Origin of the sequence: Marinoscillum pacificum (assembly GCF_024714495.1) — a bacterium.
Lineage (GTDB): Bacteria > Bacteroidota > Bacteroidia > Cytophagales > Cyclobacteriaceae > Marinoscillum > Marinoscillum pacificum.
In genome coordinates this window covers 324,369-343,362 of record NZ_JAMZMJ010000003.1, presented here as the reverse complement: position 1 = coordinate 343,362, position 18,994 = coordinate 324,369, and the positions used below count along the sequence as shown (strand labels likewise).

Below are 18,994 nucleotides of genomic sequence, written 5' to 3'. Positions count from 1 at the left end.
TATTGATCAACCTGCCTAAGCAAATTTCAATAACGCGTGCTACTATCTAGAATAGAAATAACTCAATTCAACCTATCAAAATCTTAATATTAACCGCCATCCATTGATTCCAATTCCTCCTCACAATAAGCTTCTGAAAAAACATAATCCTCGATAAAATCAACAGGATTCACATGAACATCATTTTCCATTACTTCATAATGAAGATGTGGATGCACTGATTTACCCGAATTCCCTACTTCACCTATCATTTGTCCCTTTTTAACCATCTCACCAACCTTCACATGTTGTGCTGACAAATGAGCGTATCTCGTTTTATACATCTCACTGTGTTGGATCACAATATACCAGCCATACCCAGTGGCTTTTTTCTCTACTTCTACCACTCTTCCATCGCCAGTAGCAATTACTGTTGTTCCAATCTTAGCAGATACGTCGAGTCCCAAGTGCCATCTTTGAACTTTTAATATTGGGTCAGTACGTTTCCCAACTCCAGATGAAACATGAAACTCCTGACCACTTCCGACTGGCATAATAGATGGCCGCTCATCTCCCATTTCCTTGAAAGAATTCTCATCATTGGATTGTAAAACATTTACCTGATTGATGGTAGAATTCATTTTGAATGAAAACAAGACCATCAAGCCACACAAAATTGGCACCAAGAGTACCAAACGTACCAAAGACACTTTCTTTGATTTATTTCGATTCATCATCTGTATTCTTCTTTTAATCGTTGAAAAATTGAAGAAGTTAACCGGACCTGAAAAACCTCCTCCAGCTAGATTCACCAATGACATTTGATAAGTAACTTTTGATTGAGGAGTGCTGGTAACTGCAGCATCCACCTGGTATTCGTGTACTTCGATCAAACACTTCCTCAGTAAATAAATGAAAGGGTTGAACCAAAGAAGAACAATCATGAAATCGACTAACATGCGATCATACGAATGACCAAATCGTACATGCTGTAGTTCATGAGTCATCACTAGTTCCATTTCCGGAGTACCTTCTACTTGACGAGGAATAAAAACCGAATTGAAAAAGGAAAATGGCTGAGTAAATAGAGTTCTAAACACCTGAACTAGTCCAACCTTATGAATAAGAGGTAATTCATTTTCTAAAATCCGAATCCTATTCAGATTCGTAAAAAAGCGCTGAGCCATTATACCTAAACCAGATAGATAAAAAAGAAGGACTACAACTGACCAATTGATATTAGTAACTGGCTCTATCTCCTGAATCACTTCAATTTGACTGGCAATAAGTGTTGCTCCAACCTGGTTTACGATTTCATCATTTACTTGATCAAGAGGCTCACCTTCAAGTTGCATCAGAGGTAGAATAAAACCAAGTACCAAAGTACCCATTAAAAAACCTCGATTGAATCCATAGAAGGTCAACTGCCTTAGGAAAACAAGGTAGAAAATGATCATAGCTGCTTGAAAGCTAATCACCTTAGCCAGGTATATCAGCCAATCAGCCATTTTTCTCTTGTTTTTTGATTTCAGCAGCAATCATATCCTGAAGTTCTTTAAGCTCATCTACACTAAGTTTACTCTCTTGTGTGAAAAATGATGCAAACTGCTTAGGGCTGTCATTGAAGAAAGTATGAACCATACCTTCAATAGACTCCTTAGCATAAGACTCTTTGGAAACTAATGGACGATACTCTTTCGACTTGCCATGAGTCTCAAATCCGATAAACTTCTTCTTTACTAATACATTTACCACGGTAGAAACCGTAGTATATGCAGGAGCTGGATCAGGGTATTGAGCGACAATGTCTTTCAGATACCCAGTACCCATCTCCCACAGATACTTCATTACTTGCTCTTCAGCTTTGGTTAACGCTTTCATGAAGCAAGTATATTACTATATTTATAGTTATACAACTATTTTTATAGTAATAATCAAATTATGCTCCCTGAACTGCCATTCATACTCCTTCAGTAAGATTTCCTGTAAAGACATTTGATAATCAAACCGTTTTAGTAGTACTTTTAACCTAATGATTCGATTCATAAATAAATATGTAGTACGCACTGTGTCAATAGTTCTGGCTATTTACATGATCAACTTGTCTGTGGACGTAGCGGATCATCCGGAGCAATTTGACCCTAATGTGAACGAAATCGAATCCATTATAGAGTTAGTGTTTGAAGTAGTACTTGATCAGGGAAATGTGATGTCTGAAGAAGACGAACCTGATCCAGAGGCTAATACCTGTTTCGTTGGGCTGAATCATATCATCCCAATACCGACTTTCATATTTGAAACGCAAACATTTGTCAAAACATTTGAGCCAATTGGTTATATACCTTCGGATTACTCCGAACCATACTTTGCTGTGAATCCCCATCCCCCACAAGTCTAGCTTGTCATTTTATCTCTGATTAGGACTCCTAATCATCTATTCATTTTAAAACCATCCAAGCATTCTGTTTTGCCTGTGAATTATTCATACAGGTTGAAACGGCTATGTCATGGATAAAATCCAACAATCAAATCATCATTAATAATGACAACTGTAGAATTAATTGAAATAAACGACGAGGGAAAAACCAACAATACTGCGATTCATCAATTCCTCAAACTCCCAAGAATTCATGAAAAAATATCTGTAAATGACAACAATGGGCAAACAAAAATCTATGAGGTACTTGACGTACATCATATATATGACAGCCCTGAACCAAAGGTGGTTATGTATACCACCTACATAGGAAGTCTTGAAAATGTAATAGGAAGAATCGCAAGAGAATTGGTCTAATCTTTTGAAAACCTTCCGACATATCACTTTTACTCGATTTATCTGGTTGTTCGTAGCATTGAACATCCTCAACTTTAGTGTGGATGCCCCTGATGGACAACCAGATTACGAAGAGGAAGATCTTGCCGTTAATGACATGGAAAGTATCGTAGAGATTGTGTTGGAAGAAATAGCCAATATAGACAATGCCATTCCAGAGCACGATGAACAGGATACCGAACAAAGCAGTCTATCCAAGGTAAAAAAGAGCTTTGACTTCTATGATTGTCTTTCTAAGAAAATCACATTTCCTTCAATAATCACTCAAACAAAATTCTTATCTAGAAATAAATCATTGTGGGAGCAATTCTCTCCAGAGATTACTCCCCCACCCCCAAAAGCTTGAGTACTGGCCCCAACCAGTTAAAACAGTGTTTTAAACAAGCTTTTAATCGGTGATGGTCATTTGATCATCACCTAACTTTAATTATACAATGAGAAATTTCATCAATTTGATGACAGGAATTGCTATATCCTTTTGGATCACCGCATGCTCAGAACCTGTCAAAAAAGAATCTATTAAATCATTTGAGGTAATACACCCTATTCAATCTGACACCTCTTATACTACAGAATATGTGGGTGAAATCTATTCCATCGCCAATGTACAAATCAGATCCAGAATCACTGGATATCTAAAGAAAGTACATACCGATGAGGGTAAAAGAGTAAAAAAAGGAGACCTTCTCTTCAGTCTATCCAGTCATATTTATGAACAGGATCTTCGTAGTGCTGCTGCAAGCATGAAAACTACCGAAGCGGAGCTGAAAACTGCCCAACTAGAAATGAAGAACATTAGTTCACTTAAGCAAAAGGGCATTGTCTCACAAACCGAATATGAATTGGCTACCGCAAAAGTTGAAGGACTTCAGGCACAGCTGGAAGAGGCGGAAACTCGCCGTGATCTGGCTCAGCTCAACTTGTCGTTCACAGACATCAGAGCACCTTTTGATGGCATCATTAACAGAATTCCGTATCGTCCGGGAAGTTTGGTAGAAGAAGGCACTCCGCTTACTTCCATTGCCAATGACAATGAAGTATTTGTATACTTCAATGTATCTGAGCGTGATTATCTGGACTATGTAACTTCAGGATCTATGGAGCAAAAGCAAGCAGTATCACTTCGCCTTGCGAATGGTGCACAATATGCTAAAGAAGGCTACATAGAAACTGTAGAAGGCGAGATTGACAAATCAACTGGAAACATTGCTTTCAGAGCTCGATTCAGCAATGATGACCAAATCCTGAAACACGGAGGTACAGGTAAAATCCTATGGGAAAACACCCTGGAGCACGTGGTGATGGTTCCTCAAAAATCTACTTTCGAAATTCAAGGCAACACTTATGTGTACGTTGTGGATGACAACAATCAGATCCATGCACAGCCATTCGAATTAGCTCATAGAATTGCTCATTCTTATGTTGTCAAATCAGGAGTGCAGCCAAGTGACTGGATTCTGTCTGAAGGAGTACAACACGTTCGAGATGGAGACATCATTAGCCGTGCCAATAGCAAAGACAGCAAGTCAATTGCCTCTGTGAAATAATCATCTAACACGATAACGTAAGAATATTTTTATGACAGCAAGATTCATACACCGACCGGTGTTGTCAATCGTGGTTGCGGTGATTATCCTATTGCTGGGTGTCATCGCACTCACCAAGCTTCCCATGGCACAGTTTCCAGAAATTGCGCCACCAGAAGTAAACGTAACAGTAGAGTTCACAGGTGCTAATGCAGAAACTGTAACCAAATCAGCGATCATTCCCTTGGAACGTGCCATCAATGGAGTACCGGGCATGAAGTACATGTCTTCCGATGCAGGTAATGACGGAATGGGAGTTGTTCAAATCTTATTTGAAACGGGGACAGATCCCAACGTGGCTGCTATCAACGTGCAAAACCGAGTGGCTTCCGTACAGCTTCCTCCTGAGGTGACTCAAAATGGAGTGAAAATCGCCAAGGAGGTTAACGCCATGTTGATGTATCTCAACATCTACAGTGACGATCCAAATCTGGATCAAAAGTTCCTATACAATTTCACTGACCTGAACATTCTTCCTGAATTGAAACGGATCAATGGAATTGGGTATGCAGATATTCTGGGAGCTAAAGAGTACGCCATGCGTATCTGGCTAAAGCCGGACCGCATGATCAATTATGGCATCTCGGTAGATGACATCATAGAAGCTCTGGAAAATCAGAACATTGAAGCTGCTCCTGGAAAACTTGGAGAAAGTTCTGATAGAAATGAAATCCAGATGTTGCAATACACGCTGACTTATGAAGGACGCTACAAGGAAGAGTCTGCATATGCCAGAATCCCTATTAAATCGGATGAGGAAGGTAAAATCCTCCGAATCAGCGATGTAGCAGATATCGAATTTGGAACTTCATACTTTGATGTAGAAACCAAGTTTAATGGTAAATGGAGTGCCGCGATCATGCTCAAGCAGCTTCCCGGATCCAATGCAAGTGAAGTAATAAGTCGTGTAAAAGAACGAATTGCACAGTTGAAAGAAGAATCATTCCTTCCGGGAATGGAATATGAAGTCAGTTATGATGTCAGTAAGTTTTTGGATGCTTCTGTTCATGAAGTGGTAAAGACACTCATTGAAGCATTTATTCTGGTTTCATTAGTTGTCTTCATCTTCCTACAAGACTGGAGATCAACCTTGATTCCTGCATTGGCGGTGCCGGTATCGTTGGTAGGTACCTTCATCTTCATGCAGCTATTTGGGTTCTCACTAAACCTGATCACCTTATTCGCTCTGGTACTCTCCATAGGCATTGTGGTGGATGACTCGATCGTAGTGGTAGAGGCAGTCCATGCCAAAATGGTCGGCAACAAACGCGGACCAGGCAATGCAACAGAAGCAGCCATGACAGAAATTACCGCAGCGATTATTGCTATTACACTAGTCATGTCAGCCGTATTCTTTCCGGTGACCTTCATGTCCGGACCTGCCGGAATATTCTACAAACAGTTTGCCCTGACCATGGCCACAGCCATCATCTTATCAGGTGCTACCGCATTGACATTGACGCCAGCGCTTTGTGTTCTCATTTTGAAAAGACCAAAAAATGGAGAGCATGGCAGCTCCAACCGATTCCTGAAAGGATTTAACCATCAATATGAACGTTTGGAAAGCCGGTATGCTAAAGTTCTAAAACTAGTGGTTAATAGAAAAGTGCTCACGTTTGTGGTCCTGGTTGTTTTCTGCATCGCAACAGGTTTGCTGACAAAAACGGTTCCTACGGGTTTCATTCCTTCGGAAGATCAAGGCACGTTTTACGCCAGTATCACCTGTCCTCCTGGAGCTACATTGGAGCGTACCAAAGCCGTGGTAGATGCAGTTCGTGAAGCAAGTGAAGGAGTAGACGGAATCGAGTCCATCTCAACCCTTGCTGGTACGAACATTCTATCCGATGGTACTGGAGCATCTTACGGTACCTGTCTGATCAACCTGAAACCGTGGAAGGAACGTGAACTTTCTGACTTGGAGCTCATGGAAATTTTGCAAGAGCGCACCATGCACATCAATGATGCGCAAATCGAATTCTTTCCTCCTCCTGCCGTGCCTGGATATGGTAATGCGAGTGGTTTTGAGGTTCGGGTAGTAGACAAGTCTGGTCAGGATGACATCAAGAAGATGGAGCCAATCGTGAAGCAATTTGTGCAGGATCTCATGGATAGACCTGAAGTAGCTTATGCTTTCACCATTTTCGATGCGAGTTATCCGCAGTACGAAATGAAAGTGGACATTGACAGAGCAGCTCAAAAAGGGGTGACCATCAGTGACATCATGGGTACGTTGCAGACACTACTGGGAAGTGAATATGCCAGCAACTTTGTGCGTTTTGGACGAATGTACAAGGTAATGGTACAGGCGCTTCCGCAATATCGGGATACACCAGAAAACCTATTGAAACTTCATGTTTTCAATGATGAAGGAGAGCCGGTACAATTATCCGCTTTCATGTCCATTGTGAAAACATATGGTGTGGACCAGGTGACACGCTACAACATGTATCCATCTGCCGAGCTGAATGGAGATGCTGCTCCAGGCTACAGTAGTGGTGAAGTACTAGCTGCAGTACAAGAGGTTGCTGAAACATCCCTACCAAGAGGGTATGACATTGACTGGGCAGGTATCTCCCGAGATGAAGTCAACTCAGGAAGCGAAGGACTGATCATTTTCGTGATCTGTCTGCTATTCGTGTACCTCCTACTATCAGCACAATACGAAAGCTTCTTGTTACCAATGCCGGTAATACTTTCGCTTCCGGTCGGAATATTTGGTGCGTACTTCTTCCTATACATCACAGGACTGCAAAACAACATCTATGCACAGGTGGCAGCTATCATGTTGATCGGACTATTAGGAAAAAATGCGATTCTAATCGTTGAGTTTGCCACGATCAGAAACCGTGAAGGAGCAAGTTCATTTGATGCGGCAATAGAAGGAGCAAAAGTGCGTTTGAGACCCATTTTGATGACCTCATTTGCGTTTGTCGCAGGTTTGATTCCATTAATGATAGCAACAGGAGCTGGTGCTACAGGCAACCGAACCATTGGTACGGCAGCAGCTGGCGGCATGATCTTCGGAACCGTATTCGGGGTAATCATCATACCTGGCTTGTACTATGTCTTTGCCTTATTATCCGAACGGTTTAAGCGCCAAAGCAGCGAAGAAGAGGAAGATTTTGAACTTACTGAAACGGTATAACCGCATGAAATTATCATATAAAATACATATCATAAGACTCTTGATCATGATGATCGGCATATGGCTCATGCAGGCATGTAAGGTCAATGAGGACAACCTTCAAGTGAAAACACAACAGTTACCGGAAAATTATCCGGTGGCTGATACCGATAGTACAGGGCAGCCAAGCCAATGGAAGGAGTATTTCAAAGATCCTGCCCTATTGGCGCTTATCGACACTGCACTGATCAATAACTATGACCGATTGCAAATGCTGCAACGCATAGAAATGTCTCATACAGACCTGATTGCCGCTAAGGGAAACCTTGCTCCAACTGTGGATGCTGTAGTGAATGGCTCTGCGCAACACATGGCTGAATACTCAGCTGACTGGGCTGGAAACGAAGGTGCTGTCTACGCGGACGGCTCTCCAATGCGACGAACCATTCCAGATTATTTCCTGGGATTTGAAGCTGCATGGGAAGCCGACATTAGAGGAAAGCTGAGAAACGAAAAGAAAGCTGCTTTCAGCAGATACTTATCCAGTGTGGAAGGCGCACATTTCGTCACAACGAATTTAGTAGCTGAAGTCGCTTATGAATACTATCAGCTATTGGCTTTGGATCAGGAGCTAGAGTTTGTAGAGAAAATGCTAGCCAATCAGGAAGAAGCACTGGAAGTGATTCAATACAATATGGAAGCTGGAAAAGCCAATCAATTGGCCGTACAGCAATTTGAAGCACAGGTGATTAGCTCCAAGGCACAAAGCAGAAGAACAGCTCAGCGAATTCTAGAAACAGAAAACAGACTGAACTACCTATTGGGAAGGTTTCCGCAAGAGATCAGTAGAAGCAGCAATTACGTGATGATGGTAGATTCGCTTGCAGTTGGTTCACCCAATGATTTGCTAAAGAATCGTCCAGACATTCGTGAGGCAGAATTGATGCTGGAGGCTTCTAAGTTTGATACCAAAGCGGCTAAGGCAGCCTTCTACCCTAGCCTGAGTATTGGTGCAGGTGTAGGTTTTCAAGCGTTCAACCCTGAGTTTTTATTTCGCTCACCTACCTCCATTGCTTATGGCTTAGTAGGTCAGATGGCCGCTCCTTTGATCAATAGAAATGCGATCAAAGCGCAGTTTGAATTTGCAAAAGCGAACCAGGTAGATGCGATTTACAACTATCAGGAAACTGTGCTAAAGGGCTACATGGAAGTGTATAACCAACTGACCAACCTGCAGAATCTGCAAGAAGTGGTTGTACTCAAAAATGTACAAAGCGCGACGCTTGAAGCATCCATTGAAACCTCCAAAGAACTTTACCGAACAGGGAAAGCAACTTACCTGGAGGTGTTGGTAGCACAGGAAAATACCCTGAGTACACAGATGGAACTCATTGATGTACAACTTCAGGAAATGTTGACCAAAGTAAATCTTTACCGGGCTCTTGGCGGTGGCTGGTAATCAGTAAAACTTTAACATGGTTGCTTTTGGTGGTCTGGCAAAATATTGCTGGGCCACTACTTTTTAAAACTTCAGCTGCGCTTGCACACGCATAAGACTTCCCTTTTGATCATTCAGTGGATTCAAATGATTTTCAAATCTGCGATCCGCAATGGTGTGCACGACAACTAGCTCAAAGTGATCCATCGGATGCCACTCTACACCAGTTTCACACTCTTTCACGGTGTAGCTTCTGGCATCTAATTCATGCTTTTTGCCTCCATCATAATACTGCAACCTGGTGAATGGAATAAAGGTTTGATTCCACTTTTCAATGAAATAGGAAAAAGTGACATACCCACCCTTCAGACCTTTAACTTTAACACTCTCGGAAGCTCCATCATATTCTTGTCCACGTCCGATATTGCACTCAGCTTGTATTCCAAAAGGCTTTGGATACAAGACAAAAGAAGCCCCTAATCGTTGATCGAGATAGCCATCTTCAACAACCTCTAACTCAGGACTATGTTCCAACAAAACGAACTTACCAGTATAAGCCTGCATTCCTGGCTCAATTACCTGACTCCCTACTTCAATGGGTATTGAAAATCGAGTCACCACATGGAATTCATGATTGAGGTCCGGATGATTTGCAGTTTGACCGTTATAAATCCCCAAAGCAAACACCCCAAAATCTCCCGAGTGTTTATAAGGTTTCAACTCCTTCATCAGCTTTCGCTTCTCCTTACTTGCCCAATAGAAAAACACCCCCATATCTCGCTCATCTTTCACTCCACTATTGTAGGCATCATTTCTATCCAATGGCAATCGGTCACTACTAGACTGCATGTCCTCAAATCCATAAGGCACTTTGCTCTGACCTATACGGATCCGGAATTCATTATCATCATCCAAACCGATATCAAAATAAGCATCCTTTACCCGGGCAACATTGATAGACTCTCCCACTGACTTGGCAAAATCAGGTTGGAAGTACATGTAAATCCGTGGACTGATCTGACCGTAAAATTTAAATCTCAATCTTCTCAGAGATAAGCCACCACCTTCTGCTCCCCAAAATTCATCACATTGTTCGCATTCTAGTTTATCATTGGTCTGATAAACTCCATTGTACCGCACTTGCATGTAGCCTCCAAAATGAATATTCTCGTACCATTTGTCATGATCCTGAGCAGACAATGTCTGTGAAAAGGCCGAAGTGAGTACTAGTAAAACGAAAAAATGAAAACGGAAATAGAATGAATTGTCCTTGCTATGCATATTAGAATTTTAATATTCCAGCAAAGCAAAAACTCAAATCTGGAAAGAATTGGGAAATACAAAATACTACTAGAATCGGAGCGTAAACTGGTGCGTGTTATTCAGAAATCGATAACCAATTTCGAACTTGCAGTAGGCTGCAATGGCTTTTACAATAGACAAACCCAGTCCTGTATTCCCAACATTGTTATCTCCTTTATAAAACCGTTTAAATAACCTGGAAACATCCAAAGACTCACCGACACCTGTATTGATAAACTGCAGAGAATATCGATCTATAATCACTTCCACTACACCACCTTTTACATTGTGAATAATCGCATTCTTCAAGAGATTGGTGGTTAACATCTTTGCCAGATCCAGATTCATCCGAACGACACATTCCTCATGTTCGATCATTCGCAACTCCACTTCATTGAATTCAGCCAGCGCTGTAAAATCATCCAGATGCTCTTTCAACAGCTCATTGATATTCACATCCTCCACCTCATCAAATTGACTATTCTCGATTTTAGAAAGGTGGAGCAAGCTTCGATTAAGTCGCTTCAACCGCAGCAACTCCTCATTCACCTGACCGATAGTCATCAGCACATCTTCATCCTCAATTCGCTCAGCCAGAAGCTCCAGTTTATTGATCCCAATAGCCAATGGAGTTTGTAACTCATGAGCAGCATTTTCTATAAACACTTTTTGCTGATGATACGCTTCATTGCTCGATGAAATCAACATATCGACAGACTGCTTAAGTTGCTTGAACTCGCGCACCCGTACATTCATTTCACCAATCCCATCATCATGCCCCAACCGAAAAGCCTTCAAGCGATCAATCATTTTAAAAAATGGACTCCAGACAATTTTCAGCATGTATTGGTGAGTCAAAATGATCACCAGGAGTAGCAACACATACAACCAAACAATCGCGAAAAACAAATCTTCTATCAGGTCATCCTCCTCTACCATGGATGACATCACCGTCAGTTTGTAATAATGATCATCCACATCAAAAGTGGTTGTCAATACTCTTACTGGCTCAAAATCCTTTTCATTGATCGTATAAATTGTCGAGTCTCGATAAAAATCTTTAGTAGCCAAAGCAGACTCTTTAGAGATAGGTTCTACATAATAATTACCCTCCTGAAAACTGGTATGATGCAGGACTGCAGGGTCTCTTTGTGCTCGATCAATGATCAACAGCTTGTAATTCTCTAACCCATCGTCCAGGCTATCATAAACCTCATCGAGCATGCTGAAATAAAAGATTGCTGCCCAAATAGTGAGAACCACAATCAAACTAATAGATAAATAACGGAGGGTATAACGTAAAAGACTCATTGCAGGGTGAGTTTATAACCCATTCCATAAACTGACTGAACTTCAACAGAGGCTTTGGCATCACGCAGTTTCTTTCTTAGGTTTTTGATTTGTGAATACACAAACTCAAAGTCGTTGGCCTGATCCACGTAATCTCCCCAAACATGTTCTGCAAGAGAAGTCTTGCTCACCAAACGTTCCTTGTTAAGCAAAAAGTAGTTGAGAGAATCAAATTCCTTAGGGTGTAAATCGAGTGAATATCCTTGAACCTGGACCTGTCGATTGGTCACATTCACCTGCACATTACCGTAATGAATCACCTCATCACCATCGTAAGTATTTCTCCTAAGCACCGTTTTAATTCGGGCATTAAGCTCAGAGATATGAAATGGCTTGGTCAGGTAGTCATCAGCTCCAAGCCCCAATCCAGTTAATTTATCATCCAGAGAATCCTTGGCAGAGATAATGATCACACTGCTGCGCTTACCCATTTGCTTGAGCTCCTCCAGCAACTTCAGGCCATTCCCTCCTGGCAACATTACATCCAGCAGGATACAATCATATTCGTAGCTCCAAATCTTCTGCGAAGCATCGCTATAAGTAGCCGCTTCTTCCACCACATAGTGTTCTTTGAGAAGAGACTCTTTTAATGCCGAACGTAATTGTGGCTCGTCTTCTATGATCAAAACCTTCATAGGGCAAACCTAGAAGGCAATTTTGGAGAAATTTGGGAGTTTTAAAGATGTTAGCTCAATTCGCCAACTTTTGATTGGATTTCTTCGGCGATACCATCCCAAAGCTTCAATCTCATTTCGAGTGCTTTCACAGCTGCCTGTTCGGCTTCTTCCCATTTTTGAGGGTCCTCACCGCACAGGCGCTCGATCATTTGAAGTGAAAGTGGACCATGCTCATCACCATCCAATTCGATGTGTCGATTGAGATAGTAAACCAGCTTATCATAAGAATGACCTTCTTTTTCAGCCTCCTTCACAATCTCCAAAAACATATCTGGAATCAAGTCTTCACGACCAAAAGTGAAGGCTGCAGCTACCACGTGAGGTTTGCCAGTTGAGATCACTCCAAAAGTGTGATTGACAAACTCCTGCACAGGCATAGCAGTATATGCTATAGCTAATGGCATTGGCACACCAGACTGAATATCATCGATAAAACCATTGATAGAAGACATATCTGCACCTGCCTGCTTCATGGCATCAAGATACATCTCGAAATGACTCATCGGTTCACCCAACTCGTTCACATCACTTTCTTCACCATGAACAATCTCATTGATAAATCGAGCCAGGCTAGGGTCAGAAGCAGGCATCCAGGGCACACTTACACAAGTAAGCATCAATTGTAAGCTCTTCAGCAGCGACATAAAATCCCAAACAGCATACACATGATGCTCCATGAAAATCCTCACATCTTCAATGCTGGACAAGCTCTTATACAGCTTGTGAGTTGTTAATGATTGTCGAATTTGGGTAGTAGCTTTTTCTATTGACTGGATGTTGCTCATATTGAAAATACGAATGCTGTTTGAGTATCGGATTGCAATCAGGGCGCAAAGCTAGACCCCAAAATTTAATTAAACATCCATTGTGCGATATTTCAACCGAACCATGTAATCTACTTCAATGCAAATGGCGTCAAACTCTTCAAAAACCTTACCCTGAAGCAGATAAATGCCCTTTCCGGTAAAAGGATATTTTTTAGCCGAAGGAGGAAAATGTACTGTATCAATGAACTCTCCCTCTTCATCCAAAAACGTCCCAAAATGCATCCGATCACCTTGAGAAGTCCCTGTGTTTTTAATCGCAACCAAATATCCCAGAATCCGGATTCGCTTGCTTACCTGATCTTTGAGATGACGAGCAAACACACAACCCTGCGGATACTCTCGAAGCAAGTAAAATGGACTATGGAGTGGAAACCCCAACAACTCCATTTCATCATACACATCCTCGATCTCTTCATGCTCAATGGCCGGAAGTGAATACTTCTTCACTTGTGGCTCGAACAGTGATAGCTTGTTTTGGCTTTTCCCTGTGTTGGCCAATAAGAAATGTGCATGCCACAGCAATGCCTTCTTATCCTTCCCCGTAAATCGAAAAGCTCCTATCCGAATCAGCAAACTCACCTGCTCCAACGACACACTGACTCGACGAACAAAATCATCTACAGACATATACACTCCATTCTTTATCCGCTCTTTTAGCGCCTCACGAATGGTCTGCTGCTCCAGATCTTTGATCATTCCAAGACCGAGATAGATCGTCTTGCCTTTGATCACAACCGCTTCATCACTCCAGTTGATGCATGGCAACTGGATGTCTGCACCATGCATGCGAGCTTCGTGAATGTAGAGTTCCCTACTGTAAAAACCACCACCATTATTGAGTACCGCAACCATAAACTCCAGTGGATAATGAGACTTCAGAAACATACTCTGATAACTCTCAATAGCATAAGACGCAGAGTGCCCTTTCGCAAAGGCGTAACCAGCAAAACTCTCAATCTGCCGCCAGACATCCGCTGTAAGCTGATCTTCATATCCTTTCTTTCGGCAGTTATTGAAAAACTTATCCTTCACCTGCTTAAACTCAGCTCTAGAGCGATACTTCCCTGACATCCCACGGCGCAATACATCAGACTCAGCTAGTGTCAATCCTGCAAAATGGTGCGCTACCTTGATCACATCCTCCTGATACACCATGATTCCATACGTATCCGGCATCACACTCCACAAAACCGGATGTGCTTCTTGGCGTTTTTCAGGAAGTCGGAACCGCAAAATATACTCACGCATCATCCCAGACTTGGCTACACCCGGACGAATGATAGAGCTAGCAGCTACCAGTGTCAGGTAATCATCACATTTGAGCTTAGTGAGCAACATCCGCATAGCTGGAGACTCCACATAAAAGCAACCGATCGCTTTGGCTTCACTTAAGTTGATTTTCACCAAAGGATCTTCCTTAAAGAGTTTGATATCATGAATATCAATCGGCAATCGTTCCGGCTGATTCTCTTTGATAATCTCCAGAGCATCCTTGATTTTACCCAAACCGCGCTGCCCCAACACATCAAACTTGTACAACCCCACATCCTCCGCCACAATCATATCAAAGTGAGTGATTGGGAAGCCTTTAGGAGGCAGAGAAGTTGCTGTGAAATAGTGAATAGGTTTTTCGGAAATAATAATACCACCAGCATGCACACTTAGGTGACTTGGAAAGCCTGCGAGCTTATACCCATAAGTCAAAATCAACTTCGCATGATGATCCAGATCTTGGGTCGGCTGCTTTTGTAGCTTCTCAATCTCATAAGCTGGCACCCCAAACACCTTACCCACTTCACGGATGATGGCCCGATGCTGGAAAGTGCTGTAAGTAGCTAGCAACACCGCATTGGGATACCGCTCAAAAATATAACGTGTCACATCATCACGATCCCAGGACGAAAAGTCCATATCAAAATCAGGTGGACTCTTTCGGAACAAGTTGATGAATCGCTCAAAATATAAATCAAGCTCTATTGGATCCACATCAGTGATCCGAAGCAAATAAGCCACAACACTGTTCGCTCCACTACCACGCCCAACATAGAAGTATCCTTGCTCTCTGGCATATCGCACAATATCCCAGCTAATCAAGAAATAGGACAAAAAGCCCATCTGATGAATGACCTGAAGCTCCGTTACTACACGCCGTTTGATACTCATGGCGGGATTTTCCCCATAGCGATACTTCAACCCCTCCAAACACAGCTCTCTTACTTTCTCATAATCCCACTGCTCAGAGCCACTCCATGTTTCTTGATTTTGAGGACGAGCAGATTCACTAAAATCAAAAAAGATTTCACTAGTGCGAACGATATGTTTGAGGTTTCGGAATGCTTCCGGCAAATCAACATACATCCGAATAAGACGCTCCTTAGACAAAAAAACATCCGTAACATCCGCTGTATCCGCCTCAGTGAGCTTACTAACTAGTGTATTGAGATCTATGGCTCGCAACACACTGTGTAACTCAAAATCCTCTGCATTAGGAAGTGTGAACGTAGGGCAAGTCACCAGCTTATGACGTGGAACTTTACTTAAGAAGATGGTTCGTGTAATATCCCTCGGCTTTACACTCACATATTCATGCTCAAGAAGTGGCCGCTTTGGGATGTTCGTCTGGGGGTAAATGATATAGCTATCCGCAATTCGATCAGTTTCTGAAGGGATCTTTTTATCCAGATGCAAATGCTCCGATAGAAAAGCATTCATTGACTGAAAGCCTTCATTATTTTTCGCAATAGCTAGAAACTGTTGCTGAGCTCCGTTTCGGAAATCAATTCCCAAAATAGGACGAATATCTTTCTTTTGTGCCTGACGCACAAACTCCAAACTCCCGGAAGTACTATTGATATCGGTGAGTGCCAGCGTTTTGAGATCATTCTCAACCGCCCAGTCAAGCAGCTTATCAATGGACAATAAGCCATATTTAAAACTAAAATAAGAGTGAACGTTCAGCACTCCGTAAAGCTAATTATTTTAGTTTTTATCTAATATTTTTAGCTTTATAATTTTACCAACTCACCCCAATACCCATAGAAAGTACTACTGGAGGCACACCATCCAAACCAAAAATGGATTCTTCATACTCTCTATCGATGTACAGCACATTTGCTAAACCCACTTGACCATGAAAGCCAAAACCTCCTTTATTACGCCCCACAATTCTTACACCATACTCCAGAGCTGCCGTACGAACTAAACCAAAACCACCATCCTTTAGACTCAAATTAAAGAAGGAACTGTCCTTATGCTTTTTGGTATGGATTTTCAAACCAGCAGTATATCCCGCTAAACCTACCCCAGCATGTACTCCAAACACATCGGACACTCTATACTCATAATCAAACCCGATTAAATTCAATCCACCTATTTGATAACCGACGGCAATTACATTTCGGCTTTCCTCCTCTTCTTCCTCAGTATGCAAATTATAGCCATCTTTTCGACCCGGCATTGTTTTTACCCGATCGAGCTCTTCTGTAACACTTCTCTGCTGAAACAAAGCCACAGCCACATCAGAAACATCAAACTCCACTACCGCCTTTTGAAGCAAATCAGCGAGCGCATTATCTAAACCTGATAGACCAGACACAGAAACATCTCCATAATACTCATAAACAAACTGGCTTTGGTAATAAAACTCCAGATTGAGTTCCAAATGAGTCCCACTTTTAACGGCTAGTTCTCTAAGAAAAATTGTAACTCCAGAGGACTGGGGAGACGCCTCTATTGATCGCTCATAAAACTGCAGCAAAACACTAACATCAGGATCCAGTTCAATAAAACTACCTTCTGCTCGCTTGTCAACCACTTTATCGATATAAAAAGTATGTTGAAGTGAAATATCTCGATCAAGAGACAAATTAGTAGACCAGGACTGAGACATCCCAATCAGGGATAGCAGAATAAAGCTAGTTGAGAATAATACTTTCATCACGACGTAAATAAGACACGCAATTTACAACCATTATCGTTGTGAATTACAGCTATTGAATATCCGCAAAAACTTCTTGCAAGTTAAGCTCCAATCCGACTAATACAGAAGACGTCACCACATCGTCCTTTACAAACTTGCCTTTAGAAACATACTTTCCTTCCTGCAACTCATAGATTTCCAAAACCGCCTCTTCCGGGTACACCACCCAATATTCTTTCACACCATGCTCTTCATAGAGCTGGTACTTTTCTTTAAGATCTTTAGAAGCCGTAAATGGTGACAGGATCTCTACGATTAGATCGGGAGCGCCTTTACAACCTGCATCGTCCAGCTTGTAAAAATCACAAATCACACAAATATCCGGTTGTACCACGGTGAATGTCTGTGCATCAGAATCATTGGGCTGATTAGGAAAACGAACATCAAATGGAGCGTAATAAACCTTGCAAGAGTTGCCTTTTAGAAAATTAAAAATCTCATTACCAATGACCGTGATAACACCTTGGTGAGACCTTCTTGGTGCCGGTGACATCCTAAATAGCTTCCCTTTGATCAACTCTACTCGCTCCTCAAAAGACCAGCGTAAGTAGTCCGCATAAGAATACGTAGCCTCTGGCTCTAACACAGAGATATCGTCTATTTTCGGCTCTTTATGGATGTACTCTTTCATTAGTCAACCTCTTCAAAGACTTCAGACAATTTGATCTCTAACCCAGGCAACACACTAGACGTCACGATATCTTCTTTCACAAACTTGCCTGTAGACACGTACTTTCCTTCCTGCAACTCATAGATTTCCAAAACCGCTTCTCCTGGGTATACTACCCAATATTCTCGAACTCCATGCTCTTCATATAGCTGGTATTTTTCATTCAGATCTTTAGAAGCCGTAGATGGTGACAGAATCTCCACGATCAGATCCGGAGCACCTTTACATCCTGCATCATCCAGCTTGGAATGATCACAAATCACACAAATATCCGGTTGTACCACGGTGAATGTCTGTGCATCAGAATCATTGGGCTGATTAGGAAAACGAACATCAAATGGAGCATAGTATGCCTTGCACGATTTCCCTTTTAAAAAGGAAAGCAACTCTAGTGCAATAGAAGAACTTATCTCCTGATGCCCCCTTCTCGGAGCAGGAGACATCCTAAATAGCTTTCCTTTGATCAACTCTACTCGCTCCTCAAAAGACCAGCGTAAGTAGTCCGCATACGAATACGTAGCCTCTGGCTCTAACGCAGAGATATCATCTATTTTCGGCTCTTTATGGGGGTACTCTTTCATTAGTCAACCTCTTCAAAGACTTCAGACAATTTGATCTCTAATCCAGGTAATACCTTAGAAGTCACGATATCTTCTTTCACAAACTTGCCTGTAGAAACGTACTTTCCTTCCTGCAACTCATAGATTTCCAAAACCGCTTCTCCCGGATAAACTACCCAATATTCTTTCACACCATGCTCTTCGTAAAGCTGATACTTTTCATTAAGATCTTTAGAAGCCGTGGATGGAGAGAGTATCTCCACGATCAGATCAGGAGCACCTTTACATCCTGCATCATCCAGCTTGGAACGATCGCAAATCACACAAATATCAGGTTGAACTACGGTAAATGTTTGTGCATCGGTATCGTCTAATTGATTAGGAAATCGTACATCAAAAGGTGCCATATAAGCTTTACAAGGTTTCCTTTTCAAAAAACCATATATCTCACTGCTCAAAGCAAGGCCTATTCCTTGATGCCCTCTTCTTGGCCCAGGAGACATTCTAAATAGCTTTCCTTTGATTAGCTCCACTCGCTCCTCAAAAGACCAGCGCAAGTAATCCGCATACGAATACGTAGCCTCTGGTTCTAACACAGAGATATCGTCTATTTTGGGTTCCTTATGTTGGTATGATGCGGACATAGTAGATAAAGTTAAGTGTTTTACT

General features: G+C 41.9%; 17 protein-coding genes. 6 read left to right on the top strand and 11 right to left on the bottom strand.

The features are described 5' to 3' along the window. Positions 1-89: 89 nt before the first annotated feature. Entirely contained in the window at positions 90-1,487 is a 1,398-nt protein-coding gene (locus NXS00_RS10785; protein ID WP_258099202.1) for a M23/M56 family metallopeptidase, read from the bottom strand. Then, positions 1,480-1,860: a BlaI/MecI/CopY family transcriptional regulator gene (locus tag NXS00_RS10780; protein WP_258099201.1), complete on the bottom strand. Its 381-nt coding sequence runs from the start codon at positions 1,858-1,860 to the stop codon at positions 1,480-1,482. Before NXS00_RS10780 ends, NXS00_RS10785 begins: the two co-directional genes overlap by 8 nt. A gap of 151 nt (positions 1,861-2,011) precedes the next feature. On the opposite strand from NXS00_RS10780, the gene NXS00_RS10775 reads away from it, so the two are divergent. The 6 genes from NXS00_RS10775 (at position 2,012) to NXS00_RS10750 (ending at position 8,981) form a co-directional block, all read left to right on the top strand. After that, positions 2,012-2,377 carry a hypothetical protein gene (locus NXS00_RS10775; protein WP_258099200.1) on the top strand — a complete coding sequence of 122 codons (366 nt, stop codon included), beginning with the start codon at positions 2,012-2,014 and terminating at the stop codon, positions 2,375-2,377. A gap of 144 nt (positions 2,378-2,521) precedes the next feature. Next, complete coding sequence (locus NXS00_RS10770) at positions 2,522-2,773, top strand: hypothetical protein (RefSeq protein ID WP_258099199.1); 252 nt, start codon at positions 2,522-2,524, stop codon at positions 2,771-2,773. Positions 2,774-2,777: 4 nt separating this feature from the next. Further along, positions 2,778-3,158 (top strand): hypothetical protein, encoded by a 381-nt coding sequence (locus NXS00_RS10765; RefSeq protein ID WP_258099198.1) that lies wholly within the window; start codon positions 2,778-2,780, stop codon positions 3,156-3,158. A gap of 88 nt (positions 3,159-3,246) precedes the next feature. After that, on the top strand, positions 3,247-4,359 hold the full coding sequence (locus NXS00_RS10760) for an efflux RND transporter periplasmic adaptor subunit (protein ID WP_258099197.1): 1,113 nt from the start codon (positions 3,247-3,249) through the stop codon (positions 4,357-4,359). 31 nt (positions 4,360-4,390) lie between these two features. After that, on the top strand, positions 4,391-7,543 hold the full coding sequence (locus tag NXS00_RS10755; protein ID WP_258099196.1) for an efflux RND transporter permease subunit: 3,153 nt from the start codon (positions 4,391-4,393) through the stop codon (positions 7,541-7,543). Positions 7,544-7,589: 46 nt separating this feature from the next. Further along, positions 7,590-8,981, top strand: a complete 1,392-nt coding sequence (locus NXS00_RS10750) for a TolC family protein (RefSeq protein WP_258099195.1) — start codon at positions 7,590-7,592, stop codon at positions 8,979-8,981. Positions 8,982-9,044: 63 nt separating this feature from the next. Here NXS00_RS10750 and NXS00_RS10745 read toward each other — a convergent pair whose 3' ends face one another. The 9 genes from NXS00_RS10745 to NXS00_RS10705 form a co-directional block, all read right to left on the bottom strand. After that, entirely contained in the window at positions 9,045-10,241 is a 1,197-nt protein-coding gene (locus tag NXS00_RS10745; RefSeq protein WP_258099194.1) for a porin, read from the bottom strand. Between the two features lie 69 nt (positions 10,242-10,310). Beyond that, positions 10,311-11,573 (bottom strand): sensor histidine kinase, encoded by a 1,263-nt coding sequence (porY, locus tag NXS00_RS10740; protein ID WP_258099193.1) that lies wholly within the window; start codon positions 11,571-11,573, stop codon positions 10,311-10,313. Then, on the bottom strand, positions 11,570-12,247 hold the full coding sequence (locus NXS00_RS10735) for a response regulator transcription factor (RefSeq protein WP_258099192.1): 678 nt from the start codon (positions 12,245-12,247) through the stop codon (positions 11,570-11,572). The genes porY and NXS00_RS10735 overlap by 4 nt, the downstream gene beginning before the upstream one ends. Positions 12,248-12,297: 50 nt before the next feature. Continuing rightward, on the bottom strand, positions 12,298-13,074 hold the full coding sequence (locus tag NXS00_RS10730; protein WP_258099191.1) for a DUF3050 domain-containing protein: 777 nt from the start codon (positions 13,072-13,074) through the stop codon (positions 12,298-12,300). A 69-nt stretch (positions 13,075-13,143) separates the two neighbouring features. Continuing rightward, a complete protein-coding gene (locus tag NXS00_RS10725) occupies positions 13,144-16,077 on the bottom strand; it encodes a DNA polymerase III subunit alpha (protein WP_258099190.1) in 2,934 nt (977 codons plus the stop codon). Between the two features lie 52 nt (positions 16,078-16,129). Beyond that, complete coding sequence (locus NXS00_RS10720; protein ID WP_258099189.1) at positions 16,130-17,053, bottom strand: hypothetical protein; 924 nt, start codon at positions 17,051-17,053, stop codon at positions 16,130-16,132. Between the two features lie 52 nt (positions 17,054-17,105). Further along, positions 17,106-17,726, bottom strand: coding sequence for a Uma2 family endonuclease (locus NXS00_RS10715; RefSeq protein WP_258099188.1), 621 nt, complete (start codon positions 17,724-17,726; stop codon positions 17,106-17,108). Beyond that, a complete protein-coding gene (locus tag NXS00_RS10710) occupies positions 17,726-18,346 on the bottom strand; it encodes a Uma2 family endonuclease (protein WP_258099187.1) in 621 nt (206 codons plus the stop codon). The genes NXS00_RS10715 and NXS00_RS10710 overlap by 1 nt, the downstream gene beginning before the upstream one ends. After that, a complete protein-coding gene (locus tag NXS00_RS10705; RefSeq protein WP_258099186.1) occupies positions 18,346-18,969 on the bottom strand; it encodes a Uma2 family endonuclease in 624 nt (207 codons plus the stop codon). Before NXS00_RS10705 ends, NXS00_RS10710 begins: the two co-directional genes overlap by 1 nt. Between the last annotated feature and the right edge of the window lie 25 nt (positions 18,970-18,994).